Source organism: Picosynechococcus sp. PCC 11901, from assembly GCF_005577135.1.
Lineage (GTDB): Bacteria > Cyanobacteriota > Cyanobacteriia > Cyanobacteriales > MRBY01 > MRBY01.
Map to the genome: position 1 here is coordinate 20715 of NZ_CP040360.1, position 26344 is coordinate 47058.

General features: G+C 49.6%; 25 protein-coding genes. 10 read left to right on the forward strand and 15 right to left on the reverse strand.

Annotated elements, in window-relative coordinates; genetic code table 11:
• The 6 genes from FEK30_RS01275 to def form a co-directional block, all read right to left on the reverse strand.
• Complete coding sequence (locus FEK30_RS01275) at positions 1–1419, reverse strand: ferredoxin:protochlorophyllide reductase (ATP-dependent) subunit N (protein ID WP_138071313.1); 1419 nt, start codon at positions 1417–1419, stop codon at positions 1–3.
• On the reverse strand, positions 1416–1862 hold the full coding sequence (locus FEK30_RS01280; RefSeq protein WP_138071315.1) for a DUF5331 domain-containing protein: 447 nt from the start codon (positions 1860–1862) through the stop codon (positions 1416–1418). Before FEK30_RS01280 ends, FEK30_RS01275 begins: the two co-directional genes overlap by 4 nt.
• A gap of 72 nt (positions 1863–1934) precedes the next feature.
• On the reverse strand, positions 1935–2294 hold the full coding sequence (locus FEK30_RS01285; RefSeq protein ID WP_138071317.1) for a DUF5331 domain-containing protein: 360 nt from the start codon (positions 2292–2294) through the stop codon (positions 1935–1937).
• 183 nt (positions 2295–2477) lie between these two features.
• Complete coding sequence (bchL, locus tag FEK30_RS01290; RefSeq protein ID WP_012307943.1) at positions 2478–3344, reverse strand: ferredoxin:protochlorophyllide reductase (ATP-dependent) iron-sulfur ATP-binding protein; 867 nt, start codon at positions 3342–3344, stop codon at positions 2478–2480.
• A 472-nt stretch (positions 3345–3816) separates the two neighbouring features.
• Positions 3817–3939 carry a hypothetical protein gene (locus FEK30_RS17040; protein ID WP_255447914.1) on the reverse strand — a complete coding sequence of 41 codons (123 nt, stop codon included), beginning with the start codon at positions 3937–3939 and terminating at the stop codon, positions 3817–3819.
• A gap of 7 nt (positions 3940–3946) precedes the next feature.
• Complete coding sequence (def, locus tag FEK30_RS01295) at positions 3947–4510, reverse strand: peptide deformylase (protein WP_062435641.1); 564 nt, start codon at positions 4508–4510, stop codon at positions 3947–3949.
• Between the two features lie 72 nt (positions 4511–4582).
• Here def and FEK30_RS01300 point away from each other — a divergent pair, with 72 nt between their 5' ends.
• Positions 4583–4987: a DUF4332 domain-containing protein gene (locus tag FEK30_RS01300; protein ID WP_138071319.1), complete on the forward strand. Its 405-nt coding sequence runs from the start codon at positions 4583–4585 to the stop codon at positions 4985–4987.
• Between the two features lie 379 nt (positions 4988–5366).
• On the forward strand, positions 5367–6341 hold the full coding sequence (locus FEK30_RS01305; RefSeq protein ID WP_065711211.1) for a CHAD domain-containing protein: 975 nt from the start codon (positions 5367–5369) through the stop codon (positions 6339–6341).
• Here the strand turns inward: FEK30_RS01305 and FEK30_RS01310 are convergent.
• Positions 6304–7137, reverse strand: coding sequence for a DUF3598 family protein (locus tag FEK30_RS01310; protein WP_138071321.1), 834 nt, complete (start codon positions 7135–7137; stop codon positions 6304–6306). The genes FEK30_RS01305 and FEK30_RS01310 overlap by 38 nt on opposite strands.
• A 443-nt stretch (positions 7138–7580) precedes the next feature.
• On the opposite strand from FEK30_RS01310, the gene FEK30_RS01315 reads away from it, so the two are divergent.
• Positions 7581–8957: a choice-of-anchor I domain-containing protein gene (locus FEK30_RS01315; protein ID WP_138071323.1), complete on the forward strand. Its 1377-nt coding sequence runs from the start codon at positions 7581–7583 to the stop codon at positions 8955–8957.
• Positions 8958–9307: 350 nt separating this feature from the next.
• On the opposite strand, the gene clpB is transcribed toward FEK30_RS01315, so the two are convergent.
• Positions 9308–11899: an ATP-dependent chaperone ClpB gene (gene clpB, locus FEK30_RS01320; protein ID WP_138071325.1), complete on the reverse strand. Its 2592-nt coding sequence runs from the start codon at positions 11897–11899 to the stop codon at positions 9308–9310.
• Positions 11900–12104: 205 nt separating this feature from the next.
• Complete coding sequence (leuB, locus tag FEK30_RS01325) at positions 12105–13190, reverse strand: 3-isopropylmalate dehydrogenase (RefSeq protein ID WP_012307950.1); 1086 nt, start codon at positions 13188–13190, stop codon at positions 12105–12107.
• 36 nt (positions 13191–13226) lie between these two features.
• Here leuB and FEK30_RS01330 point away from each other — a divergent pair, with 36 nt between their 5' ends.
• The 5 genes from FEK30_RS01330 (at position 13227) to FEK30_RS01350 (ending at position 18051) form a co-directional block, all read left to right on the forward strand.
• Positions 13227–13496, forward strand: coding sequence for a hypothetical protein (locus tag FEK30_RS01330; RefSeq protein WP_198158652.1), 270 nt, complete (start codon positions 13227–13229; stop codon positions 13494–13496).
• Between the two features lie 6 nt (positions 13497–13502).
• Positions 13503–14735 (forward strand): BaiN/RdsA family NAD(P)/FAD-dependent oxidoreductase, encoded by a 1233-nt coding sequence (locus FEK30_RS01335; RefSeq protein ID WP_138071327.1) that lies wholly within the window; start codon positions 13503–13505, stop codon positions 14733–14735.
• Between the two features lie 30 nt (positions 14736–14765).
• Positions 14766–16250 (forward strand): TldD/PmbA family protein, encoded by a 1485-nt coding sequence (locus tag FEK30_RS01340; protein ID WP_138071329.1) that lies wholly within the window; start codon positions 14766–14768, stop codon positions 16248–16250.
• A gap of 191 nt (positions 16251–16441) precedes the next feature.
• Positions 16442–17221, forward strand: coding sequence for a pseudouridine synthase (locus tag FEK30_RS01345; protein WP_012307953.1), 780 nt, complete (start codon positions 16442–16444; stop codon positions 17219–17221).
• Positions 17218–18051, forward strand: a complete 834-nt coding sequence (locus FEK30_RS01350; RefSeq protein WP_138071331.1) for a helix-turn-helix domain-containing protein — start codon at positions 17218–17220, stop codon at positions 18049–18051. The genes FEK30_RS01345 and FEK30_RS01350 overlap by 4 nt, the downstream gene beginning before the upstream one ends.
• A gap of 2 nt (positions 18052–18053) precedes the next feature.
• Here the strand turns inward: FEK30_RS01350 and rsmI are convergent, their stop codons facing one another.
• From rsmI to FEK30_RS01365, 3 genes are read right to left on the reverse strand one after another with little or no spacing between them, the layout of a single operon-like run.
• Entirely contained in the window at positions 18054–18899 is an 846-nt protein-coding gene (rsmI, locus tag FEK30_RS01355; RefSeq protein ID WP_099238916.1) for a 16S rRNA (cytidine(1402)-2'-O)-methyltransferase, read from the reverse strand.
• Between the two features lie 34 nt (positions 18900–18933).
• On the reverse strand, positions 18934–20037 hold the full coding sequence (locus FEK30_RS01360; RefSeq protein WP_138071333.1) for an NAD(P)/FAD-dependent oxidoreductase: 1104 nt from the start codon (positions 20035–20037) through the stop codon (positions 18934–18936).
• A 3-nt stretch (positions 20038–20040) separates the two neighbouring features.
• Positions 20041–20964, reverse strand: a complete 924-nt coding sequence (locus FEK30_RS01365) for a class I SAM-dependent methyltransferase (RefSeq protein WP_138071335.1) — start codon at positions 20962–20964, stop codon at positions 20041–20043.
• Positions 20965–21167: 203 nt separating this feature from the next.
• Between FEK30_RS01365 and FEK30_RS01370 the strand changes: the two genes are divergently transcribed.
• Positions 21168–21512 (forward strand): DUF760 domain-containing protein, encoded by a 345-nt coding sequence (locus tag FEK30_RS01370; RefSeq protein ID WP_012307958.1) that lies wholly within the window; start codon positions 21168–21170, stop codon positions 21510–21512.
• A 108-nt stretch (positions 21513–21620) separates the two neighbouring features.
• Here FEK30_RS01370 and FEK30_RS01375 read toward each other — a convergent pair whose 3' ends face one another.
• The 3 genes from FEK30_RS01375 to FEK30_RS01385 form a co-directional block, all read right to left on the reverse strand.
• The gene (locus FEK30_RS01375; RefSeq protein WP_138071337.1) at positions 21621–22511 is read right to left on the reverse strand and encodes a S1 RNA-binding domain-containing protein; all 891 of its coding nucleotides are present in this window, start codon (positions 22509–22511) and stop codon (positions 21621–21623) included.
• Positions 22512–22597: 86 nt separating this feature from the next.
• A complete protein-coding gene (locus tag FEK30_RS01380; RefSeq protein ID WP_138071339.1) occupies positions 22598–24412 on the reverse strand; it encodes a putative bifunctional diguanylate cyclase/phosphodiesterase in 1815 nt (604 codons plus the stop codon).
• A gap of 33 nt (positions 24413–24445) precedes the next feature.
• Positions 24446–25564, reverse strand: a complete 1119-nt coding sequence (locus tag FEK30_RS01385) for a PAS domain-containing sensor histidine kinase (protein ID WP_062435686.1) — start codon at positions 25562–25564, stop codon at positions 24446–24448.
• Positions 25565–25749: 185 nt separating this feature from the next.
• On the opposite strand from FEK30_RS01385, the gene FEK30_RS01390 reads away from it, so the two are divergent.
• On the forward strand, positions 25750–26343 hold the full coding sequence (locus FEK30_RS01390) for a methyltransferase domain-containing protein (protein WP_255447915.1): 594 nt from the start codon (positions 25750–25752) through the stop codon (positions 26341–26343).
• Position 26344 lies beyond the last annotated feature (1 nt).

Consider the following 26344-nt stretch of genomic DNA (forward strand, 5'->3'; position numbering starts at 1 on the left):
TCAGGTGAGCACTTCTTCGCGGACTAACTTATTCCAGCCCAAATCCTTGAGGTTTGTATTACGGCGTAGGGGGCGCGTGACCAGTTCGAGAATATCCCGCGCATTGGTAAAGCCGTGAATCTGGGCAAAGGTAAATTCCACTGACCACTTCGTATTGATTCCCCGCGCTTCCAAAGGATTCGCATGGGCCATGCCCGTAATCACCAAGTCCGGTTGCAGGGCGTTAATCCGTTGAATTTGGTTGTAATTGTCGGGTTTTTCGACAATTTTGGGGATCGGCGTTCCCATTTCTTGGCAGGTGCGGGCGAGGAAATCCAGTTCCGCCTTTTGGTAACGCTTGTCCATGTAGGGAATGCCAATTTCAGCGACGGTCATGCCGCAGCGGATTAGGAATCGGGCGAGGGAAATTTCCAGTAAGTTATCCCCCATAAAAAAGACCGATTTGCCGCGAATGAGCTGGAGATAGTCTTCTAAACTCTCCCAGATTTGTGCTTCCCGTTCTGCTAAGCCCTGGGGTTCGATGTCCAGCACGGAGCAGATTTTTTCTACCCAAGCTCTAGTGCCGTCGGGGCCAATGGGGAAAGGAGCACCAACGAGCTTACATTTGCGGCGACGCATCAGGGTAGTGGCAGTGCGGCTGAGAAATGGATTCACTCCCGCCACGTAATAGCCTTCTTGCACAACGGGTAATTCTGTATAGAGCTTGGTGGGGAGCCAACCAGAGACTTTAACGCCCTGTTTCTTCAGTTCGTGTTCTAGGTTTGCCGCCACGGGATCGGGTAAAGAGCCAAACAAAATTAAGGGATGATGCTCTTTTTGTTCTGTGGCCACAGGGGGCGCGTCTTCTTTTTTCTTGAGGCCCAAATTCAAAAGTTTTTGGAAGCGAGTGGCGGCAGCAGCATCTTCTTCTTTTTCTTTTGCTGGGGCCGGGGGTTCGCTGGGACAACGGTTCGCCATTGCTGCGAGGACGGTATCTTCACCTTGGGTGAAAGCATAATCTAGGCCATTGGCACGGGCGACCACGATGGGAATGCCGATTTCTTCTTCGAGGCGCGGCGAAAAGCCTTCGAGATCCATTTTGATAATCTCGGTGGTGCAGGTACCGATAAAGACAATCACGCTGGGATTGCGATCGCGTTTAATTTGCAGACAGAGCCGTTTGAGTTCGTCGTAATCGTTGAGTTGGGCAGAAATATCACCCTCTTCGAGTTCGGCCATGGCATAGCGTGGTTCGGCGAAGATCATCACGCCCATGGCATTTTGTAAGAAATAGCCGCAGGTTTTGGTGCCGATGACTAGGAAAAAGCTATCTTCAATTTTCTGATAAAGCCAAGCGACGCAACTGATCGGACAAAAGGTGTGGTAATTGCCTGTTTCGCAATCAAAGGTTAAGTTCGGGGTTTCTTGAGCAACAGTCATGTTATTTCTCCACTATTTTGTTTAATTTGTTCACGAATGTCGTCTAATTCAGAAGAAGCAGGTATTAAAGTTGCTTGTTGACTTTGACTAAATTTTCTTCTTTCAATCTCTAAAAAAGGATCAAAATTTAAGCCGAGGGACTGAATAATGACATCTCTATTTGTCGATAATGTAGTTGTGAATCCTATAAGTGATTGAGCTTCTAAATTAAAGTTAGAAACAACACCAATAATGAAATCAGCATTAGGTCTAGATGTATTCCAAGATTCAAATTTTTCTTGATCTGCTTCAATTAAGTATTGATCTATCTCTTCATTTGTATTTCGCCAAAGACTATTGGCATTCATAAGCGTACAAATCCATTCTTCATTTCTTTGACAATAATCAAGCCATTTTTCACAAATATCATGTTTGAGTTTTTCTAATTCTTGTGTGAAGTTCATTTTGAAAAAATTATTGATTGATGAAAGTGAGTGCCCCCTAAAAAATTCAGGGGGATTATGCAAACTATTTGACTACTCGGTTGGCATTGAAATCTGAGCAGGAGTAGGGGGCGTAATCATTGGCTTTGCGGCCGCTCCTTTTTCCTCTAGGTTTCGGAGTTCCAAGAGTGGGTCAAAGTTTAGCCCTAAAACATCAACAATCGTGTCAAAATTCGCTTCAACTAAAGAAAACAGATAAAGACTTTCGGCGAGACGGGGTTCCTTGGCGCTGATGGCACCGAGAATCACGGAACCTTGGGGGCGGCGGCCACCGTCGGGGGTCGCCACAGATTCGCCACGATCCATCAGGATATTTAGCCAGTCTTGGTTATTTTCAAAGTAATCTAGCCATTTGGTTTTGATGCTGGGTTTAATTTGCTCGAAAAAGCTCACAATATTTACTCTCCTCGTAAATCCACTGCAAGGGTTGTTTGACATTGGCGATCGCCTTTTTTGATCATTAGTGCCGTTTAGGGCGATCGCCTCTATTTTGAAGCAAAATTTAACCCATGAAGACGATCCAGGTGAGCGATTGTCGGATCAGCGATTTCGAGACCAAGCCCAGCATCCTCTGGCCTAGACCATCATCAGATCCAGCTCATCCTCCTGGGTCTTTTCGACGGGCGGATTGAGATAATAATCCGAAAGCAAACTAAACAATTCCCGATCCGAAGCTTCACTGGGCACAACTCCCTCTGGAGCCGCTAATACTTGATCGGCAATATTGAGATAAAAATCACAGACATAATCCAACATCGAGTCCCCTTCTGCCATTTCAAAGAGGGTCTTTCCCTTCACCCGCGACACCCGGATATCTTCAATGAGGGGCAACACTTCCAGCACAGGCATCGGCACATGGCTTACATATTTTTCGATCAAATCCCGCTTCGAGGTGCGGTTCCCAATTAAACCAGCCAAGCGGAGGGGGTGTGTCCGCGCTTTTTCTCGCACAGAAGCCGCAATGCGATTCGCCGCAAACAACGCATCAAAGCCATTGTCCGTCACGATCAAACAGTAGTCTGCGTAATTGAGTGGTGCCGCAAAGCCCCCACAGACCACGTCTCCCAACACATCAAACAAAATCACATCGTATTCATCGAAGGCATTGAGTTCTTTGAGGAGCTTGACCGTTTCCCCGACCACATAACCGCCGCAGCCTGCCCCAGCCGGCGGCCCGCCTGCTTCCACGCAATCGACGCCGCCATAGCCTTTGTAAATAACATCCTCTGGCCAAATGTCTTCGTAGTGAAAATCTTTTTCCTGGAGAGTATCGATGATCGTCGGGATCAAAAAGCCCGTCAAGGTAAAAGTGCTGTCATGCTTGGGGTCACAGCCAATTTGGAGAACCTTTTTACCGCGTTTGGCGAGGGCGACGGAAATATTACAACTGGTGGTAGATTTGCCGATGCCACCTTTGCCGTAAACCGCGAGGGTCATTGTCATGGGATTGCGTGCTCCTAAAAAATTCCGTTAGCTGCATTATTGGCAATCCTTGGGGGAATTGAAAGGCGCGACTGTTTGGGATTTGGCGTTCAAACAGATCTAAAGAGACTTAGGATTCTTATGAAACCTTTAAAAGCCTAAAAATCACTCAAAACTGCAATAAAAACTTTTTAGATGTTATTTATGTCTTTGATTTATATAAATAAAGACAATAAACAAAAACTGGATTTACAAATAAACCTGAGTATAAATACAGGTTCTATCCAAAAAGGCGATCGCCAAATCTGATGCCCCCACATAATCCCCGCAGTAGGCCAACAGCCCTCCATAGACGAAAGCCAGCTTCTGTCTTTTGTAAAATCTGAGATTTAAAACAATGTTTGTGGCAACGATCCTTCTGGACTACCCCAGGCATTTGCTAACGAAACGTAAATTTTTCGCTGTTTGATACAAAACGCAACCTTGCCAAATATTAGGCAATAAAAAAGACGACCACCTCACGGGGCAGAACGTCTATCTCACTGGACGGCGATCGCCTCACACAAACGTCGTAGAGTACTAAGTTGCCGTCATGTTGAAACGTGGAAAAGGCCAAAAAAAATTTAGGCGATGCGCTGTACCGATTTCAGGGCAAATCCCCGTTGTTTTAATTGGCTACTGAGGGCAATTTCATTTTCGACGCGATCCACAAACATCACCCCATCGAGGTGATCCATTTCATGTTGAATCACTCGGGACAACAGCCCAGAAGCTTTAATTCTTTTGGGTTTGCCCTGCTCATCCCGATAGCTCACTTCAATTTCATCCGGGCGGATCACCCCAAGGTAAACCCCTGGAATGCTCAGGCAACCTTCTTCCATAGAACAAAGCTGTTTACCTGTTTTTTTAATTTCAGGGTTGATTAAAACCAGTGGTGCATTGGCCGGATTTTCTGGATCGGTATCAATGACAATGATGCGTTTGTTAACACCAACTTGGGGCGCAGCCAGACCGATTCCCTGGGAAGAATACATGGTTTGCAGCATTTCCTTCGCCAGGGTGCGGATTTCGTCATCCACTTTGGCGATGCGTTTTGCTTTTTGGCGTAGCACTTTGTCGCCGAGGTAATGGAGTTCTAAGGGAGGAGTATCTTGCTTTCCTTTTTCGACAGATATACCAACAGTCATAAATTTTCTAAAGTTTTAGGATAACGACAATTTTTCTTGATATCATGTGCTTCCATTTTAACAAGGATTCCTATGGCTTCCTGTAATTGGCGGATTGCGGAGTTACCCGGCCTGAGCAAAGAACAACAGACCCAACTCGCCGCCCAAGGGATTCGCACCACCCATCAGCTTTTGTTAGCTACTCGCACACCTCAGGCAAAACAACAGTTAGCCCGTCGCCTCAAAATTCATCCCAATTACGTTTTGAAATGGGTGGCCCTGGCGGATCTGGCGAGAGTGCCGAGTATTGGCACACAATATTGCGGCCTAGTATTGCACAGTGGCGTGGCATCGGTAAATCAGCTCGCCCAAACACCCTTTTCGCGACTCCACCAAAATATTATGAAGTTACAGGTGGCAAATCTCCAGCGCAAGGATTTGGCGCCGCCCCTGGGGTTGGTCAAGCAATGGGTGACAGAAGCACGACAGTTCCTTTAGACATTGGACTGGGGCTTTGCTTTAGGAGGAAAAACACTGTAACCCAGAATCATTAAGCCTTGTGTGTTCTTAATCGGGTTTTAACGACAAAGGGTTGAAATCCCCGCCCCTTGGGGCGTAATTAATGCTCTATAATCATAAATCATATCGTTGACACGGCAACGGATAGCGAAAACCAAGCTAAATACATACAAAGTATTTTTTGTAACCGTGATTTTTGTCCTCGGGAACCGGGGAGTCCGCCTATCGCCAGAATATAAGACTCGCTATTCCTCGGAATAGAAAGCTGTTCTTTGGGTAGGAAGCCCCGCTGCTTGCGGCGGGGTAGTTCACAATTGCACCTCTTAAGATCGAAGTGGTGAGATTGATTTGGGCATAAATGATGCAGCCACCCCAAACACAAAGTTTTGGCGATTGGGCACATAAGGCGATCGCCAAGCATTACAAAAAAATCCTCAGCCACGAAGCGGGGGTTTTAGCCGACCGTGATCCGGAAGAATTGCACCAAATGCGGGTGGGGATGCGACGCTTGCGGAGTGTGTTGTTAGGGTTTGCCCCTGTCCTGGTTTTACCGGAGGCTTTGACCCCGAAACAGGTGGGCCGTTATGGTCGGGTTCTGGGGAAGTTGCGGGATGTGGATGTGATGACTCTGACTTTTCGGGAGCGATATCTGCCCCAACTGCCGACCGTTGAAGTTACGATTCTCGAAATTGCCCTCAAAAAATTAGCCAAGCGTCGTCAAAAACAACTGACTAAGGTGCGGAAATTTCTCAACTCGGCCCGTTATGGGGAATTCAAAGGGGCGACCCAGGCTTGGTTGGATCAACCTCAATATCAGGCGATCGCCTCGGTGGATATTCAGCTGATCTTGCCGGATTTACTCTTGCCCCAACTCAGCGAACTGTTGCTCCATCCCGGTTGGTGGGTCGGTTATAGTCCGAAGAAGCTCTCGAAAAAACAATTAGAAACACTTTTTGCAACCGACAGCCCAATTCTCCATGACCTCCGCAAGGCCGCCAAGCGATCGCGCTATACCATGGAAATTTTTGCGCCTTTTTATGGCGAAGATTATGCCGGTCAGCTCCAGGCGATTAAGAAAGTCCAAACCCTCATCGGTTTGCTCCAGGATGATGCAGTACTACAAACATTTTTAGAAAAAGCCCTCGGTAAAACGTTCGATCAGGAGTTGCCTACCCTCTGTCAAATTTTCCACGATAATCGCCACCAAACTTGGCACCAGTGGACAAAACTCCAGCACCAATTTCTCGATGCCGAATACCGCTATCAACTACACCAAACCCTCTGCCAACCGGAGCCTAGGCCACCCGTCGCTCAAAAATCAACGTCGAACTAACCCATTCACCCCGGTCATTGTAATTGCGCATGATCCGTTGTCGTTCGTTGTCGCTGACGAGCCAACCTGCTTCCACAAAAAAAGCTTGCCGCTGGGCCAATTGGGGCGGCACATTCATCGAAGTCCCATCGGGTAATAGCACCAGATTGCGGGGCGTCCTGCCTTCCGTAAAATGAATTGTGTTGCCTTGGATCTGTCCTTTGGAGGCGATGGTTTGGTGTTCTAATTCGAGGGTCTGGTGGAGATAATCGCCTTCTTTGCTGAGGGTTAAGCGGCTCTGGTGCACCTTGGGGGGATCAAGGTCGGGGGTGTAAACGTGGTATTCCGCTTCCCAGGTACCCAAAAGTTGTTCCACAGTCAGTGGTGGTCGTTCCTGGGCATTGCTTCCTTCGCGAAATTCTCGGATAAAGACCAATTTATTGAAGGTAAAGGCATCGCCATACATTTGCACCATCCGCATCCGGCGATCGCCTTTGATAAATCCATATTCGGCGATAAACGATGAGATGGACGAGAGACACATGGAACCTTTCGAGAAAGAGCCCGTATCGAAAAACATCGTGTGCCGCCCCAATCCGGTAAACTCCTGGGACATATTGCTGGTGGGTTCGCTGTCATAGCCGCCATTTTCAAAGCGCCGCAGGGTAAACAGCACCTTATCCCGGTTCCCGTCGATGAGTGATAGGGTCAAAATAGAGGGGACTTCCGTGATGATCTCGCCATCTAGATTGACCCCCGCAAAGGAACCGCGCCAGTTCCCCAGATTTTTTAGAAAATTTTCCCACTGACTGGCCATCGTTATGTTTCCCTGACTAAACTGCACGGTCTTCTATTGTGCCGGAGAAAGAAAAAGGAAAGCAACTCCACCATGGATCCATGCGGGAAGGTCAAGGTTAACAATGCTTCAGCATAGCTCTAATCCCTTCGCCTAATGTAAGACATTATCTTCTTGATTTAATTACTTTTAGTTGCACCTTAACTAAAAAATATTTGACTAAAAAAGAATAATAAAATCACGAAAAATAGTCTTTATAAAATCTAAAATTAAACTTTGCTTAGTTTCTTTTTAACTCAATCAATTCTCTTTCCATTGTATCGTTGGGGTCGTGGTATTAATCAGATAAATATTAGGTAATGAACTTAAATAGTGGTGTGAAAAGCTTAGTGGCATCAATGGTGAAGCCCAAGCTACAAACTGGTTTCAAGTTAGCTCTCTTATCGACTCTTGCCGGCCTTCCATTGGGCACGCTAATCTTTCCGCCCCAAGCGATCGCCCAAAACGCAACTATTCGAGGTGAAGTTGTTTTCACATTAACGGATCTCGCCGGTGCAGAAATGCTCGCTGTCACAAAAGATGGTCGCCACGCCCTTGTGGTCGGCGCAAAAACAGCGACCTTAGTGGCGATCGAAGATAATGCCTTAACCGTCGAAGGGACTTGGACCCTAACGGACGAATTTTTGCCCGCAGGTTCTGCGGACGCCGAACTCACTGGAGTTTCCATTAGCCCAGACGGGGCCTTCGCACTCATCGGGGTCAAAGACGCAGATGACGCAAATCTGGATACCTTTGACGAAATGCCAGGCAAGGTCGTGGCCCTCTCTCTCCCCGATCTAGAACCCCTTGGGCACGTAACTGTAGGTCGCGGCCCAGACTCCGTGGCGATCGCCCCGAACGGTCAGTTTGCTGCCGTCGCCAATGAAGATGAAGAAAACGAAGAAGATCTGACGAACCTAGAAAATGGTGCTGGAACCGTTTCGATCATTGATCTCCGACGTGGCCCCAATCGTATGACCCAGGTCGAGGTGCCCATTCCCCCCGACAATATTCCCTTTTTCCCCCACGACCCACAGCCTGAGACGGTTCGCATCGCGGCTGATAGCTCTTTTATTGTCGCCACACTACAAGAAAACAATGCTGTCGCTCGCATTGAAATTCCCTCTCCTTTACCCAGACGTCTAACCCCTGATATCTTTTCGGTGCAAAACTTTGATGTCGGCATTCGTACGGGTTTCGGTTTAGTTCAAGATAAAGTTGGAGAAGGAAGCTGTCGTTCTGGCAGCTATGACCTATCCCTCAGACAAGAATTCACCTCTGCCCGTGAACCCGATGGCATTGCCATTACCCCAGATGGTCGCTACTTTGTCACCGCCGATGAAGATAATTTGACCAATGTCAATAACCAGTCCTACGAAGGAATTCCCTTAAGTCCCCATGGTACCCGCAGTATTAGTGTCTTTGACGCAACCACGGGTGAACTTTTGGGAGATAGCGGCAATTCCATCGAAGAAAGCATCATTGCCCTCGGCTTGCCCCAGCGCTGTAACAGCAAAGGCCCAGAACCTGAGGTTGTTTCTGTTGGTGTTGTAAATGGTCGTACCCTGGCATTCGTGGCGATCGAGCGTTCAGATGCGATCACAATCCATGACATTTCCAACCCCAGAAATGTTCAGCTACTCGATACTGTCGTTCTCAACCCTGATGTTGTTCGGGCCGATCAAGAGGCTGGGTTTGAGCCAGAAGGGATTGAATTTATTCCTGCAACGAATCAAGTGATTGTCTCCAACCCAGAAGGCAACGCCATGAGCTTGGTAAACATCAATGTGATGCCACGCTAGGCTTTTTCTTGCGTTGAGTTGACGTAAATAAATTCTAGAAACTTAAAACCCTGTGTTAGCTTCTAAGCTTTTAACACAGGGTTCATTTATGAAGATGAATTTCAAAGGCGTGTGAACTACCCCGCCGCAAGCAGCGGAGCTTCCTACCCAAAGAACAGCTTTTTATTCCGAAGAATAGCGAGTCTTAATATTCTGGCGATAGGCTGACTCCCCAGTTCCTGAGGGCAAAGCTCATGGTCACAAAAAATACTTTGTATGTGTCTAGCTTGGTTTTCGCTATCTGTTGCCATGTCAACACCATGATTATAGAGGATTACGCCCCAAGGGGCGGGGATTTCAACCCATTGCCTTTAAATAAAAGTCAAACGTTCATCTTTCACATCGACTGTAATGGCACTGCCTGCTTTAAATTCACCCTTGAGGATCCCTTTGGCGATCGCCGTTTCGACATATTTCTGGACGGCCCGCTTGAGGGGTCTCGCACCATAGACCGGGTTATAGCCCACCTCGGCAATGAAATCATAGGCTTCTGGGGTGAGTTGAATGCTGATCTTCTGTTCAGCGAGGCGTTCAGCGAGGCGATTCACCTGAAGTTGAACAATGGAGCGCAGTTGATCCTTTTGTAGGCCATGGAAAATAATCAGTTCATCGATGCGGTTGAGGAATTCCGGCCGGAAGTTCGCATTCATCGCGTCCATTACCCGATTGCGCATTTCCTCGTAACGGGCATCATCGCCGGCAATATCGAGGATAAATTGGGAACCAATATTACTGGTCATGATGATCACCGTGTTTTTAAAGTCCACTGTCCGCCCCTGGGAATCGGTCAAACGGCCATCATCCAGGATTTGCAGCATCACATTAAACACATCGGCATGGGCCTTTTCAATTTCATCAAAGAGAATCACCGAGTAGGGACGGCGGCGAATTGCTTCCGTTAACTGGCCCCCTTCTTCATAGCCCACATACCCTGGAGGCGCTCCCATTAAACGGGAAACGGCGTGTTTCTCCATGTATTCGGACATATCGATCCGCACGAGGGCTTCTTCGGTATCAAAGAGAAATTGGGCGAGGGCTTTGGCAAGTTCTGTTTTCCCGACCCCCGTCGGCCCCAGGAAAATAAAGCTAGCCGTGGGACGGTTGGGATCGGCGAGTCCGGCACGCGATCGCTGGATCGCTTCGGCAACGGCGGTAACGGCTTCTTCTTGGCCGACAACCCGACGGTGGAGTTCTGCTTCGAGGTGGAGCAGCTTTTCTTTTTCTGATTCGATTAATTTACTAATCGGGATACCTGTCCATTTTGAAATGATTTCGGCGATATCCGACTCAATCACTTCTTCCCGTAGCAGAGATTCTCCGGTTACCTGTTGGGCCGCGAGATTGCTCTCGATATCTTTGATTTTCTGTTGCAGTTCCGTCAACTTCCCGTAGCGCAACTCTGCCGCCTTATTGAGGTCATAATTGCGTTCGGCCTGTTGAATTTCTAGGTTGGTTTTATCGATTTCCTCCTTAAGAAAGCGAATTTTGTCGATGAATTCTTTTTCCGATTGCCACTGGGCGTTGAGTTGGGATTGCTCTTCCTTGAGGTTGGCTAATTCCTTCTCTAGTTTGGCAAGCCGTTCTAAAGAGGCTTCATCTTTTTCCTTTTGGATGGAAAGTTTTTCCATTTCCAACTGGAGAATTTTCCGGTCAATTTCGTCTAGCTCTTCCGGCTTAGAGGTGATCTCCATCTTCAGTTTTGCCGCTGCTTCGTCCACCAGATCAATGGCCTTATCCGGTAAAAAGCGATCGCTAATGTAACGGTTGGAGAGCATCGCCGCCGCAACGAGGGCTGTATCGGCAATTTTAACCCCGTGGTGTACCTCATAGCGTTCCTTCAGGCCGCGCAGAATCGAGATGGTATCGACCACATTCGGTTCGTTGACCATCACCGACTGGAAGCGCCGTTCCAGGGCCGCATCTTTTTCGATGTATTTACGGTATTCATCGAGGGTTGTCGCGCCAATACAGCGCAGTTCACCCCGGGCGAGCATGGGTTTAAGCAGGTTCCCGGCATCCATTGCCCCCTGGGTCGCCCCAGCACCGACAACGGTGTGGATTTCGTCGATAAAGAGAATAATTTGCCCTTCGGAATCGGTGACTTCTTTTAAAACGGCCTTGAGACGTTCTTCAAATTCGCCGCGATATTTTGCCCCAGCAATGAGTGACCCCATATCCAAGGCGATCAGGGTGCGGTCTTTTAGGGATTCGGGGACATCACGGTTAACGATCCGCTGGGCTAATCCTTCGGCGATCGCCGTTTTCCCGACCCCCGGTTCCCCGATCAAAACCGGATTATTTTTCGTGCGGCGGGAGAGAATTTGAATCGTGCGGCGAATTTCATCATCGCGACCAATGACCGGGTCTAGTTTGCCGTTGCGGGCGAGACTCGTTAAATCACGGCCATATTTTTCTAAGGATTCGTATTTCCCTTCCGGGTTTTGGTCGGTCACCTTTTGATTACCTCGAATTTGCGTAATGATCGTCTTTAATTTATTTTCTGTGAGGTCAAATTCTTTGTAGAGATTTTTGCCAAAACGGTCATCTTTGGCATAGCTCAAGATTAAATGTTCAACGGAAACAAAGTCATCCCCAAAGGATTTTCGGTGTTGATCGGCGCGGTCTAAAAGGAGGTCTAAACTCCGGCCTAAATAAACTGATTCGCTCGGTTGGGATATTTTCGGTTGCTGGGCAATAAAGGTTGCGGTGCGGTCTCGCAATTTGGCGAGGGGAATCTCTGCTTTGGTAAAAATACTTTTCGCGAGGCCGTCTTGCTCTAGCAGTGCCTGTAGCAGATGTTCAGATTCGATCTGCTGCTGCTGATTTTGTTTGGCAAGATCCGGCGTTTGGGCGATCGCCTGCCAGGCTTTTTCGGTAAATTGATTCGGGTTAGTGGGTTGCATAGGACAGAACAATAAATATTAAGATAAAGTCCCATCGCTTCTCCGAAAAGAAACCCTAGAACTTACCCATTTATTGTATTTTTGTCTGGAGAATTTGACAGTAGGGGAATCCGTCTCGAAAAGTTCAGGTTCCCCATGGCCAAAAAGTGTTTTCAAAAAAATAGCCTGCCGAATTTTTTTTCAGCATCAACACCCAGGGTAAGACCTAAGCATTGAGGGCCGCCAAGAGTTTTTCGCCCATGCCTTTGCAACCCAGGAGAGTCATGCCCTCGGACATAATATCGCCGGTGCGGAAGCCTTGATCGAGGACCGTTTGTACCGCTTGTTCGATTTTGGCTGCTGCTTCTGGTTGGTCAAAAGAATAGCGCAACATCATCGCCGCACTGAGCACCATCGCTAGAGGATTCGCCTTATCCTGGCCAGCAATATCTGGCGCAGACCCATGGACTGGCTCGTAAACCCCAGGGCCATCCGCCCCCAAACTAGCCGAGGGCAACATCCCGATACTCCCCGTAAGCATGGCGGCCGCGTCGGAAAGAATGTCCCCAAACAAATTCCCCGTGACAATGGTGTCAAACTGCTTGGGGGCGCGGATGAGCTGCATGGCGGCATTATCCACATAGAGATGGGACAGTTCCACATCGGGATAATTTTCGGCCATCAAATTGAGGCGATCGCGCCATAGTTGCGACACATCCAGAACGTTTGCTTTATCCACAGAACAGAGACGCTTACCCCGTTTTTGGGCAATGTCAAAGGCGACTTTCGCAATGCGATCCACTTCCGATTCGTCATAGACCATGGTGTTAAAGCCCCGTTTCTCGCCCGTTTCTAAAGTGACGCTGCCTTTGGGCTTCCCGAAATAAATACCGCCAGTAAGTTCCCGCACCACCATAATGTCTACCCCTTCGACCACGTCCCGCTTCAGGGTAGAGGCATCAATGAGCTGGGGCAAAATCGTGGCCGGACGCAAATTTGCAAACAGACCGAGGCCCGCCCGCAAACCCAATAAACCCGTTTCTGGCCGTTGCGCCCGGGGCAGGTTATCCCATTTGTAGCCGCCAATGGCCGCAAACAATACCGCATCGCTGGCTTTACAAGCATCTAGGGTCGCTTGGGGGAGGGGTTCCCCAGTGGCATCAATGGCCGCGCCCCCCATCAAAGCTTCGGTAAAAACAAACTCTAGATCAAATTGTTGGCCAATGGTTTTTAAAACGTCCACTGCCACGGCCAAAATCTCGGGGCCAATGCCATCGCCAGGGAGGAGGGTGATCCGGTATTGCTGGGTCATAGGAGGGTGTTGATCTAGATATTTTTGCAACTGTTTATGATAGCGGGTTTTGGGCGGCCCCAAGGGGCAAATGTTAAACTAGAGACGTTATTTGACCCGGTGTGTCGCCCTGTGAATCGCTCCAATTCTTCCGGTGTTCTCTACCTCTTTATTACTTGTCTCGTCTGCTTTTTGTTGCTCTGGATTTTGCGGGGGTTTGGGGTGCCGCCCTTTACGCTACTGCCGGGGGGCATTATCAATATCATGTTGCTCCTGACGCTCCTTTCTGGGATCCTCTATGGGCTGGAGTGGACAAAGAATTACTAACAAACCATGGCAAGATTAATCGTCGTTGGGGGCGGTGCGGCGGGTTTTTTTGGGGCGATCGCCGCTGCCCGGACGAACCCAAAGTTAGAGGTGATTATCCTCGAAGCGGGTAAAACATTTCTCAGTAAAGTAAAAATCTCTGGGGGCGGCCGCTGTAATGTCACCCACCACTGCTTTGATCCCGTGGAATTAGTCAAGGCCTATCCGAGGGGCCAGCGGGAATTGCGGGGGGCCTTCAGTCAGTTTCAACCCCAGGACATGATTGCTTGGCTCAAGGCCGAAGGGGTCAAGCTCAAAACCGAAGCCGACGGACGAATGTTCCCGGTGACGGACGATTCCGAAACGATTATTCGCGCCTTTCTCGCAGCGGCAACTACGGCAAAGATTCAATGTCGCACCGGGGCTGTTGTGCAAAGCATTATTCAAGATGAAACAGGACAATTTCAGGTGAATCTCAAGGGGGGCGATCGCCTTTCTGCCGACTGCATTTTGTTAGCCACGGGGAGTCATCCTTCGGGCCATCGATTCGCTGCCACCTTGGGCCACAAGATTGTGCCGCCGAAACCGTCCCTCTTTACCTTTCAGATCAACGATCCGCGGCTCCAAGGTCTCGCCGGGGTGAGCGTGCCCAAAGCAATTGTGAGCATCAAACTCGATCAAAAGAAAAAACTCACCCAAACGGGGCCACTCCTAATTACCCATTGGGGTCTTAGTGGGCCAGCGGTTTTAAAACTCTCCGCTTGGGGGGCGCGCACGTTAGCCGAACATCGTTACAAAATGCCCCTCACGGTCAATTGGCTCCCCGACATCAACCCAGAAACCCTCCGTCAAGACATCCAAACTTTTAAGACCCAACATCCTAAAAAGAAAATTACAACCCTCGCCCCAGTGGATATTCCCAAGCGTCTATGGCAAAGTTTGACCCAAGCTGCCGGGATTAGTCCCGATCAAAACTGGGCGGATTTATCAAAGAAACAACTCAATATCCTCTGCCAAGAATTAACCCAGGGCCAATACAACATCCAAGGGAAAGGCGTTTTTAAGGAAGAATTTGTCACCTGTGGCGGCGTTTCCCTCAAGGAAGTGAACTTCAAAACCCTCGAAAGTCGCCGTTGTCCGGGTCTCTATTTCGCTGGGGAAGTGCTCGACATCGATGGGATTACGGGGGGCTTCAATTTTCAGAGTGCTTGGACGACTAGTTGGCTCGCGGGTCAGGCGATCGCCAACAATATTCACTAAGATCACAACAACCTCATTCTTTTTTAAACCATGGTTCAAGCCGCGCCTCACCCCCAACATTTGACGTTTAGCGACCTTGCCCAAGCTGCTATTCAGCTGATCCGGCAACAGGGTTGTGAGTACGGCGAAATTCGTCTCTGTACCTATCGTAAGCAGCGACTTTGGGCCCAAGATCGTTCCCTCAAACGCCTCAGTGATAATGTCAGTGCCGGTTTTGGGGTGCGGGTACTGTGGCAGGGGGCTTGGGGATTTGCCGCGAGTCACCGGCGGACGACCGCAGAAATTGTGCGCGTTGTGCAGTTGGCCATTGATATTGCTAAAGGCAGTCGTCTCAGCCAACGGGAACCGATTCGCTTGGTGCCAGTGCCAGCCTACTGCGATCGCTACGAAACACCGATTCAAATTGATCCCTTCGCGGTATCCCTCACGGAAAAGACAGACCTCCTCCTCGATTTAACGGATCGGTTCTTAGGCCATGATCCCCAGATTAAAAAAGCCTATGCCTATTTGAGCTTTACCCAAGAAGATAAAATTTTTGCATCGACGGAAGGGTCGTTAATTGAACAACGGCTCTATCGCAGTGGCGTCGAGATGGGTTGTACGGCAGTGGCCAATGGGGATGCCCAGGGTCGCAAATACGAGCGATCGCCTTTGAACCTCGGCTACGAACACATCGAACCGGAAACCCTCCGGAACAATGTCGCGCGCGTCGCCCAGGAAGCTATTGAGAAAGTCCACGCCCCCGAAGCCCCCAGCGGTGAAACCACCTTGATCCTCAAGCCAAGTCATCTCTGGTTGCCGATCCATGAATCCGTCGGCCATCCCACAGAGTTAGACCGGGTCTATGGCTATGAGGCAAATTTTGCCGGGACGAGCTTCGCCACAACAAATCATCTCAATCAACTGCAATACGCAGCCCCCTGGGTCAATTTCAAGGCCGACCGCACCCAACCCGGTGGCCGCAGCACCGCTGGCTATGATGACGAAGGAGTCAAGGCCCAGGAATGGTACGTGGTCAAAGATGGTATTTTGACGGATTATCTCACCGACCGGGAAACCGCCCATCGCCTTGGTCGCCCGGAGAGTAATGGCTGTGCCTTTGCCGATAGTTGGGCCAGTGTCCCCATGGTGCGGATTCCGAATTTGGGCCTCGAACCAGGGGAACCAGGGGGCGATCGCACGGCAACCCTCGCGGCAATGATCGCCGATACCAAAGATGGTTATCTCATCGACGGGGATGATACTTTTTCCATTGACCAACAACGGCGGAATTTCCAGTTTGGCGGCAATGGCGTCTGGCGGATTAAAAATGGCCAGCTTCAAGGCATGGTCAAAAATCTTACCTACCAGAGCATGACCACAGAATTTTGGAATAAAGTCGAGGCGATCGCCCCGGCCTCAGAATTAGAACAACGGGGCACCGATATGTGCGGCAAAGGCGAACCAATGCAGATTGCCCAAATGACCCACGCCTGCGTCCCCATCCGGGTGGGGAACATCACCATTGGTCGTTAAGCCGACGAAATTACACCGGATGTCGTGGGTAAACGATCAAGGTTAGCCCACGCTTTGGCTTACTTTTGTCAAGGAATTTCGACATCCGCCTTTGATTTTAGGTATTTATGCGGGGAAACAACACCTGCTAAGATTTGTAAAATATGACTTGCAATTTTCCTGGCTTTTTAGAAACCAGCACTCCATAATCTATGGCTGAAAGGGTGCAAAAAATTCTCGCCCGTTGGGGCATTGCGTCACGGCGGGGCGCAGAAAAACTCATTCTCGCTGGACGGGTGACCCTCAATGGCAAACCTGTTCAATTGGGTGATCAAGCCGATCCAGAAGGCGATCGCCTCTGTGTTGACGGTAAACCCCTCAAGGCGACCGAACGCCCGCGACATTACTATTACCTCATTCACAAACCCAAGGGAGTCGTTTCCACCTGCGCTGATCCCAAGGGACGATCGACGGTTTTAGATTTGCTGCCCCCACCGCTCCGACAGGGAAAGGGGATCCATCCTATCGGCCGCCTCGATGCCCAATCGACAGGGGCGTTGCTGCTGACCAATGACGGTAATTTCACCCTGGCCTTGACTCATCCTCGATACCACATTCCCAAAACCTATCGCGTTTGGCTCAAGGGAAAAGTACCAGAGCATGTCCTCGATCAGTGGCGTCAGGGGGTAATGTTGGGCGATCGCCGTACCTTGCCCACCCAAATTCACCTCAAAACCATTACCCAAGATAAAACCTGTATTGATATCATGCTTACCGAAGGGCGCAACCGCCAGATCCGTCGGGTCGCTGAACAGCTCGGTTTTCCTGTGGTAAAACTCCATCGTCTCGCCATTGGTAACCTACACTTGGGCGATCTGCAACGGGGTCAAGCCCGTCCCTTAACGAAAGCGGAGATCAAACAGCTCCGATCCCAATATAATTCTAATTTCCCATTCCATTCATCCGCCCCAGTCCGGGAGTACCAAGCATGAAGGAGACAGCGATCCATTCCCCCATTCCCCAGCAAGAATATCTCACCCAAATTGGTGTCCAGTTGCAGCAACAACGCCTCGCCAAAGACTGGTCCCTCGCCTTTGTTGCCCGTAAAACGAACATTCGTCGGGCACTTCTTGAAAATATTGAAGCGGGTCGCCTAGAGCAACTCCCAGAACCAGTTTATCTCCAAGGTCTCCTGCGTTGTTATGCGGAATGTCTTGGCCTTGATGGAACGGCGATCGCCCAGGAATTTCCCCAAGCCGAAACCCAGAACCGTTGGCATATTCCCCGCTGGAGCCAATTTATTTACCATTTCCAGTTGCGGCCGAGTCATCTGTACCTTGCCTATTTGTTGATCATTGTTGCCACGGTGCAATCCCTGGGCAACATCGTCCGCAACCAAAACCCCAGTCTGACGCCCCAACTCGATCCAGCGCTCCTGGAGAGCACAACCCCCGCCCGTCAGGAACGTAACACAGCCCAGACCACAGCACTATCCCCGTCAGTCACCGCCCCGATCGACTCCAGCAACAATGGGGCAGATGTACCAGAGTCCGTGGTGGTGGATATTCGCGCCCAGGAAATGGCCTGGATGCGCGTCGAAATCGATGGTCAAACGGCCTTTGAAGGCACCCTCGCCAAGGGCACCCAAAAACAATGGATTGCCGATGAAAGTGTGCGCGTCCGTTCCGGCAATGCGGGGGCCGTTTACATCACCATCAACAACCAGCAACCCCACCGTTTAGGGGAACCCGGTGCTGTCGAAGAATTTACTTACCAGGCTAAAGCAGACAACAACAAGCCCAAAACCCAAGCGTCTTCCTAGAATTAACCCTCTAGCTCTGTGCTGAGTTGGTAGATATGGCGGCGGGATAAATTCAGCTGTTGGGCGAGGGTGCGGCTAGCCCCAGAACGACTCATGCCCTGTTGCATTAACGCCTGAAGTTGGGCCAAAATTTCAGCATCGGTCAGTGCCTCGTGGTCAGTTTGTGGGCTTGCTCCGGCCAAGATCAGGGTAAATTCTCCCTTGGGATTGTGCTGCTGGTAATGGGTGAGGGCGGTTTCGAGGGGGCCGCGCCAAAATTCTTCGTGGAGTTTTGTCAGTTCCCTGGCGCACACAAGGGGGCGATCGCCTTCAAAATGTTCCAGCAAATCCGTTAAGGTTTTCACCAATCGGTGGGGCGCTTCGTAGAAAATCAGGGTGCGGGGTTCTTGGGATAGCTGTGTTAGTAACTGGTGGCGATCCTTCTTTTTGGGAGGTAAAAAACCTTCAAAGACAAATTTTTCCGGCGATAATCCAGAGGCAATTAAGCCCGTGAGTCCGGCACTAACCCCAGGAATGGGCACCACTGTAATTTCTGTATCGATCGCACTGGCGACCAATTCAAAACCCGGATCGCTGATCCCCGGTAATCCGGCATCACTCACGAGGGCAATATTTAGCCCACTGCGTAATTTTTCGAGGAGTTGCGCCTGCCGTTGGTGACGGTTGTGGTCATGGTAGCTAATTTGGGGGGTGGCAATTTGAAAATGCTTGAGGAGTTTGCCGGTGTGTCGAGTGTCTTCGGCGGCGATTAGATCGACGCTTTTGAGGGTGGCGATCGCCCGGAAAGTCATGTCATCGAGATTGCCGATGGGGGTGCCCACCAGATAAAGGGTGCCGGAGGTCGTCATGATTTACGTGAGAAAAATTAGGGACTGGGACAAACTAAAAAGGAATGGTTTCTGGGGCCAGGAGCCAATCGCGAATCGTTAGGGCCGTCGCTGGGGCCAGGAGAACGCCATTGCGGTAGTGGCCTGTGGCCAGGAGGATATTGTCGTAACCCGCTAACCCTTTGAGAACGGGAGCGCCTTGACCATTGGGCCGGGGCCGTTTCCCTGACCAATGCCGGAGAATTTCTGCATTTTTTAAAAGCGGATAGAAGGCGATCGCCTTTTGGAGCACTTGATCAGCGAGGTCGGTGTCTGGAGTGATTCCACCTGTTTCCGCAGGAAATTCCACCGTCGCCCCTACCCAATATTCCCCTTGGCCCAGGGGTACCACATGGATATCTTCAAAGCTAACCACGGGTTGAAAAGGGGTTTGCGGTTCAAGATTTTTTGGCACGCGCAGGTGAAAAGCTTGCCCCAACACTGGCCCCAGGGACAGGCTTTCGCTTAGATGTTTCGTAATTTCCAGGGAACCCAGACCCGCTGAAACAATGAGCCAATCGCAAGGATAGCCATTTTGATCTGTGCTAATTTTTTGACAATGTTGATCCGTTATCTCCAACTTGGGTTGGGAAATGCCAAAGTGGCAATGCGCACCATTCTGTTGGGCGACGGCTAGTAAGGCTTCGGTAAAGGGGATGGGCTGCACCTGGAAATCCTGGGGCGAAAAAATGCCGCCAGCGGCTTCCTTGGCTTGGAGGTGGGGACAATGTTGTTGAATGATTTCTTGATCCCAGATTGCCAACTGCCAGCCCGATGCTTGGCGCAATTCCCGGAGGCGATCGCCTTTTTCTAGTTCTTCTGGTTCCCGCAATAATTTCAAAATGCCGTGGGGATTGTGGGGTACTGGCTGACCTGCGGCGGCAAGTTCCTCTAAAAGTCTCGGAAAGCGTTCCATACTGCGGCGGCGTAATGTCCAGGCACGTCCTTTCGTTTTGCGACTGATGATCCCCATCAGCACCCCCAAGGCAGCCCCCGTCGAGCCCCTGGCGGGTTGGGCTGTGTCCAAAACCGTAATCTCGAACTGATCCAGTTGACTCAATTCATAGGCGATCGCCGCCCCAACGACCCCTGCACCCAAAATCACAACCCGTTTTACCATCGCTTAATCCCTGACCTTGGCAATAACCGTGCGGTGACGAGCCGTATTTTCTTGGATGAAGGGCGCTTCAAACCCAGCCCGCTGCAATTCCTGGGCCACATCGAGACCGAAATATTGATCCAAATAGGGTTCTGTACTTTTGAGCAACGTCAAAATATAGGGGGGCATTTTTTTATAAACTTCCGCCTGGGGGTTCATGTCCATCAGCGCGAAGTAACCGCCGGGCTTGAGGAGTCGTTTCGCCTCCCGGAAAATGGCGATCGCCGCTGTTTGGGGAAGCTCATGGAAAATCAAAGAACAAGACACCAAATCAAAAGATTGCCCAGGCAGTCGAGTATCTTCTCCGGGCGCGTGGCACCAAGTAAACTGATCAGCGTGATTGGCGGTGCGATATTTTGCCACTGCGAGAAAATAGGGCGACAAATCCACCCCTGTTAACTGAGCATTGGGGAAAACCTGCTGTAGCGCCTCCGTGCTCATGCCCACACTACAGCCAATATCAACAATTTTTTCCGGGGTAATATCGATGTTGAATTTCAAAATTTGGTGATAACTGTCCCGCAACAACGCATCCCCTTGGACATTCGGTTCCCCAAACAAGGTTGAATGGACAGAATAGGCCGCCGACTCGACCTCTAGGGCCGGTTCCCAACCCAAATTTCCGGCTTCATAGGCATGGAAGGAACGCAGGTAGTATTCGGGATAAGCTAAATCTGGATTTTCAACCGCCGCGAGATCTGCTTGCCAATCCCGTTTTTGTAGGGTCGCCACAGTTTCTCGCCAGGGCACCCCTAACTTTTCAGCCCGTTGAATCATCATTGCCCTAGCACGGTTTTTTGCCAGGGCGGCGATTGGTCGGATCGCTAAAAGGCCGTTGACTAGATTGACACGGAAATCAGTGGGTTGGCGAGGCGGGCTTACGGTCATCGTCGAAATGAATACAACAGGGTTTGTGGGCGTAATCTATTTTACAGGTGATCTTCCCTGGGGAATTTTGGGGGCGATCGCCTTCGTGATTCACACCATTGGCCCCTAACGCTCTCTCTGGGCTCTCCGGTTACCCACCATGTACAGTCCGATAAATAAAAGCTAAAGTGGGGGGTGAGCAGTAAATATTTTCGGACTAAGGAATGATTTTTAACTCTGACTTCTTTTCCGCCGACGTTGACGAACAAGCCGCAAACAATTTAATGGAATACTTGCAACAGCAAAATCCGGACGTACTTGCACGGGTGGCCCAGTCCGCTAGCTCGGAGATAAAAGATATCATCGCCCACAATGTCAGAGGCTTAATCGGTGTCTTACCCCCAGATGATTTTCAAGTGAGCATCACCACCGACCGCGAAAATTTAGCAAATCTCCTGGCGTCCGCCATGATGACGGGCTATTTCCTCGGTCAGATGGAACAACGCATGAACCTAGAATCGAGCTTAGTGGAATCAGGTTCTCTCCATACGGACTTAGATTTTGAATAGTCGCTGGCAAAATTTGCCCAAAAAAAAGATGGTCTAAAAAACCACCTCAAATAATCAAGTTGTTTGATTTCGGTTCACAAGGGAAACTTTTCCCTTATTTTTTATGCCTTAAACCAGATTGAGTTTTTTGCGGGCTGCCTCTACCCGTTCCTCGGCATTGGTTTGTACTGTGTCAAACTGTTCAATCACTTCACCGGGGAATTTTTCGAGGGCCTGGAGGGAAAGGGAAATGCGATTATTATTTTCTTCGATGTCCGTGATCAGCACCCGCACCGTTTGGCCAATACCAAAAAGGGCTTCGAGTTGGTCAACGGGCTTGGCGCTAATTTGACTGCGGTGGAGCAGCCCGGTCATCCCATCGAGTTCAATAAAAACGCCGTAGGGTTTAATGTTCACCACGGTACCACTGACTAAAGCCCCAATCGACAGGCGACGCATCACTTCGGCTTGGGCGGCATAGCGTTGGGACAGAACCAATTTGCGACGCTCTTGGTCAAACTCCAGGAAGTTGACCGTCAGGAGTTGTCCCATCAGATTATCAATATTTTTATCGACTAGGTGGGAGTTGGGGATAAAGCCCCGCAGACCTTGAACATCACCAGTGACGCCGCCCCGATTGCTACCTGTAACCCGCATTTGGACGGAGTTGCCAGCTTCGGCCGCCTGGGCGAGATCTTCCCATACCCGTTGTTCGGCTAATTTGCGGCGGGACAGGGTGACTTGGCCTTCGGCATTTTGGCCCCGGACAATCAAAAATTCAACGGTTTCGCCCACGGGCAGAGCTACATGGGCATCTGTTTCACCTGCCAGGAGTGCGTCCCGGAGGGGAGAAAACCCAGGTGATTTTCCACCAATATCCACGAGGACGCCATCGGATAGATGTTCAAAAATTTTCCCTGTGACCACTTGTCCCTGTTCGAAATGGTAGTCATGTTCGGTGAGGGCATGCTCAAAGTCGTCCATGGAAAAGGCGATCGCGGGATTAGGCTCTGCAGTCATTGTGAATAAATGTCTGATACGAAAAAAGTTTGGAATAGGCTTAATCCTATCGTACTCCGGTTCTTTCGTAGCGTCAGGGTCGGAAGCTAGGCGGGATTAGGCGAGATGGGACATGGCTCGTAAAAGTTTTGGTCGGCCTGGAGCATGGCTGTGAATTTTTCGGCGGGCACCGGCGGACTAAACAAAAACCCCTGGATCTCGTCACAATGTTGCGTCTTGAGGAACTCTAATTCGGCCATGGTTTCGACCCCCTCGGCGACGGTGGTCAGTTCGAGTTGTTTCGCCATCATGATGATGTGTTTGACGATGGTGGAGTTGGTAATGTTGTGGGCGACGTTGCGGACAAAGCAGCGGTCTATTTTAAGGATATCGAAGGGGAAATTTTGGAGATAACTCAGGGAGGAGTAGCCTGTCCCAAAATCATCAATGGCAATGGGAAAACCGGAGTTTTTTAGGGCTTGCAGATGGGCGATCGCCAACTCCACATCCGAGATCAAAATACTTTCGGTCACTTCCAGTTCGATTTGAGCCGGATTAATCCCATATTGCTGGGTAATTTCGACCAGATTTTCCACCAGTTGAGCCTGATAAAACTGCCGTCCAGAAAGGTTAACAGCGATTTTAGGATAGGTAATTCCCCCTTGCATCCACTGTTGGGCCTGGTGACAGGCGGCCCGAAACACCCATTCTCCAATGCTGGTGATCAAGCCATTTTTCTCGGCGAGGGGAATAAATTTCGCCGGGGACACCATGCCTAAGGTGGGATGAAACCAGCGGATGAGCGCTTCTGCACCAACAATTTTGCCAGTCGCTACACTAATTTTGGGTTGGTAATATAGGGTCAGTTGATTTTCTTGGATGGCATCGTAAAGATCCGCATCAAGCAGCAGGTTTTGGTGAGTGGCATTAATTTGCGCTTCTTGAAAATGGAAATAATAGTTCGTGCTGCCCCGTTGACGCGCCGTCTCCATCGCCTCTTTTGCTTGGTTGAGGTACTTATCGAAGTTATATTCTCGGTAGGGCATGGTGATTATCCCAATATGCCAAGTAATCAAGATCTTTTGACCATTAATTATCATGGGACTCCTAAAGGCTTCTAGGAGATCCTCTGCCATTTGATTGAGCTCTATCTCTGTCTCATCCACCGCACAATTGGGGGGATAAATCACCACAAAATCTGTGTAATTTAAACAGGCTAAATAGGCCTCCTCCGCCACCACCGTCACCAACTGGCGCACGATATGTTTGAGGACAGCATTACCAAATTGATAGCCAAATAATTCGTTGATTTTTTCAAAGCGATCAACGCTCAGATAGAAAATGGGAATTTGCCATGACTCATGGGGTTGGAGTTGCTGCTGAACGAACGGTTCCCACTGTTTTAGGAGGCGGTTGAGGTCATCCCGGAGGGCGAGTTGATTGGGAAGCTGGGTAATGGGATCGTGGGTAACGGCGTAGTTGATTTGTTGGCGATCGCCAGCTTGTTTTTTTTGCTGAAAATACCCCTGCCAGGAGCGATGTTTCCGCAAACGTGTTTTAATGGCGTCAAGTAACTCGTAGGTGGTAAAGGGCTTTGTGAGGTAATCATCGGCCCCCAAGTTCATCCCTTGGCGAATGTTTTCTTTCGTACCTTTGGCCGTTAAAAAAATGAATGGAATCGTTTCGGTTTCTGGATCTGCTTGGAGCACTTCTAAGACACCATAACCGTCCATGCCCGGCATCATGATGTCGCAAATAATTAAATCTGGACGATTTTCAATGGCAATGCCGACGCCAATCTGCCCATTTTCTGCTTCTAGCACCTGATAATCTTCGGCAATGAGCAAGGTGACGATGAGCTCTCGGATCGAATCTTCGTCTTCAATGACGAGAATGGTGGGGGAAAGTGAGGAGGCAACCATAGTAGATGTTTCTCATGGGACTTGATGCGTCAGTCAGGGTTTACTTACGAAAGAGCAGGGAATTTTAACGCGGAATGTGGTGCCAGAATTCACGAGACTTGCGACCATAATCGTACCATTGTGTAAGTCAATGTAACGTTTCACAATGTGTAACCCTAAGCCTGTGCCTGGAATTTTGCCAACATTTTGAGCCCGGTGAAAGGGTTCAAATAAATGGGGTAAATCGGCTTGGGGAATGCCAATTCCCCGGTCAGTGATGGTGATGCTGATTTGGCGATCGCCACAACAAACTGCCAAGCTGACGGCTTCACCGGGAAAAGAGTATTTGAGGGCATTCGAGAGTAAATTAGACAGAATGTGGCGGATAATCTTGGCGTCTAGGACGGGTAAGAGGCGGCGATCGCCTTGGTATTGGGGAACGAAATCAAACTGGATCGGGTGGGTATGGCCAAACACCACTTGCAACTCTTCGATAATGTCCTGGCACAGCCCTTCAAAATGCACGGGCGCTGGCTCTAGGGTGAGTTGTCCTGCATCGACGCGACTGACCGAAAGGACATCGTCAACGAGGGTTTGGAGCCGTTGGGCCGCCCCTTTAATTCGCTGTAGATGCCGCCGTTGCGCTTCTGGGTTGAATTTATGGGCGTATTGTTCGAGGAGTTCAGTAAAGCCCAAAATCGAGGTCAAAGGGGTGCGGAATTCATGGGAGGCAATGTCAATGAAACGGGTTTTCAGTTGATTGAGTTCTTTTTCGCGCATCAGGGCATTGTGCATATCTAGCTCTACCTGTTTGCGATCGCTAATGTCACGCATCACCCCAATCACCCAAAACTGATCCGAATCTTGCGCAGTAATATCCTTAGGAACTCCTCGGTCTTGGATCCAAACATAGGAACCGTCATGGTGCTGGAATCGATAGTCCAACTCGTAGGCTTGCTGTTGGGCGAAGGCTTGTTCGAGGGTGGCCAAAACTTTCGTTTGATCGTCCGGATAGAGCCGCTCTAGCCAAGTTTGACAATCATTACCCATTTCCGCCGCCGAATACCCCAAAACCCGCGTAAAATCCCCGTACCAAACCATTGCACCTGAGGTTAAACAGCGTTCATAGACGATGTCGCCGAGGGCTTGAATTAGAGCAGGATTATATTGCATGGGCAGGGTGGGATAAGACGCACAGAAAAAAAGAAAAATCAGACGAGAAATGATGGGAAATTGCTGACCCTTAAACGGCAATCAATTTGAAAAGTTTGATAAGAAAGCCTCTGGAAATTAGTCTAATACTGATTAAATAAACTCATGAGTGCTTTGCAACTAAGCTTTAAGGTTGGGCAATAATAATGGTTCGGGAAAAAAATTTTTGGGAAGAAAAATATCAAACGGCTCAACATCGCTGGGATCTCGGCCAAGCAGCGCCACCGCTCCAGGATTTTTTCGCAAAGACAGCGCCATTACCCCAAGGGGAATGGGGGGTTTTGGGTTGTGGCCAGGGCCATGATGCTGTGTTTTTAGCAAAACAGGGGTTCTCAGTAACGGGGGTTGATTTTGCCCCAGCGGCGATCGCCGCCGCGAAAGCATTAAGTCAAGATCATGGTGTTACTCTTACTTTACTCGAAGAAAATATTTTTGATCTTAAAAAAAGTCATAAAAGTCACTTTGATTATCTGTTCGAGCATACCTGTTTCTGTGCGATCGCCCCAGAGCAGCGTCCCGATTACGTTACCTTGGCGGCCACAATCCTTAAACCAGGGGCCAAACTCTACGGCATTTTCTACACCCACAACAAAACGGGAGGCCCGCCCTTTGGCACAACCCCCCAGGAAGTGATTCAGTTTTTTTCCCCACAATTTAAGATTCTTGCCCTCGATCCAATTCAAAATTCTGTGCCGAGTCGGCAAGGGGATGAACATTGGGGGATCTTGCAAAAGAAATAGG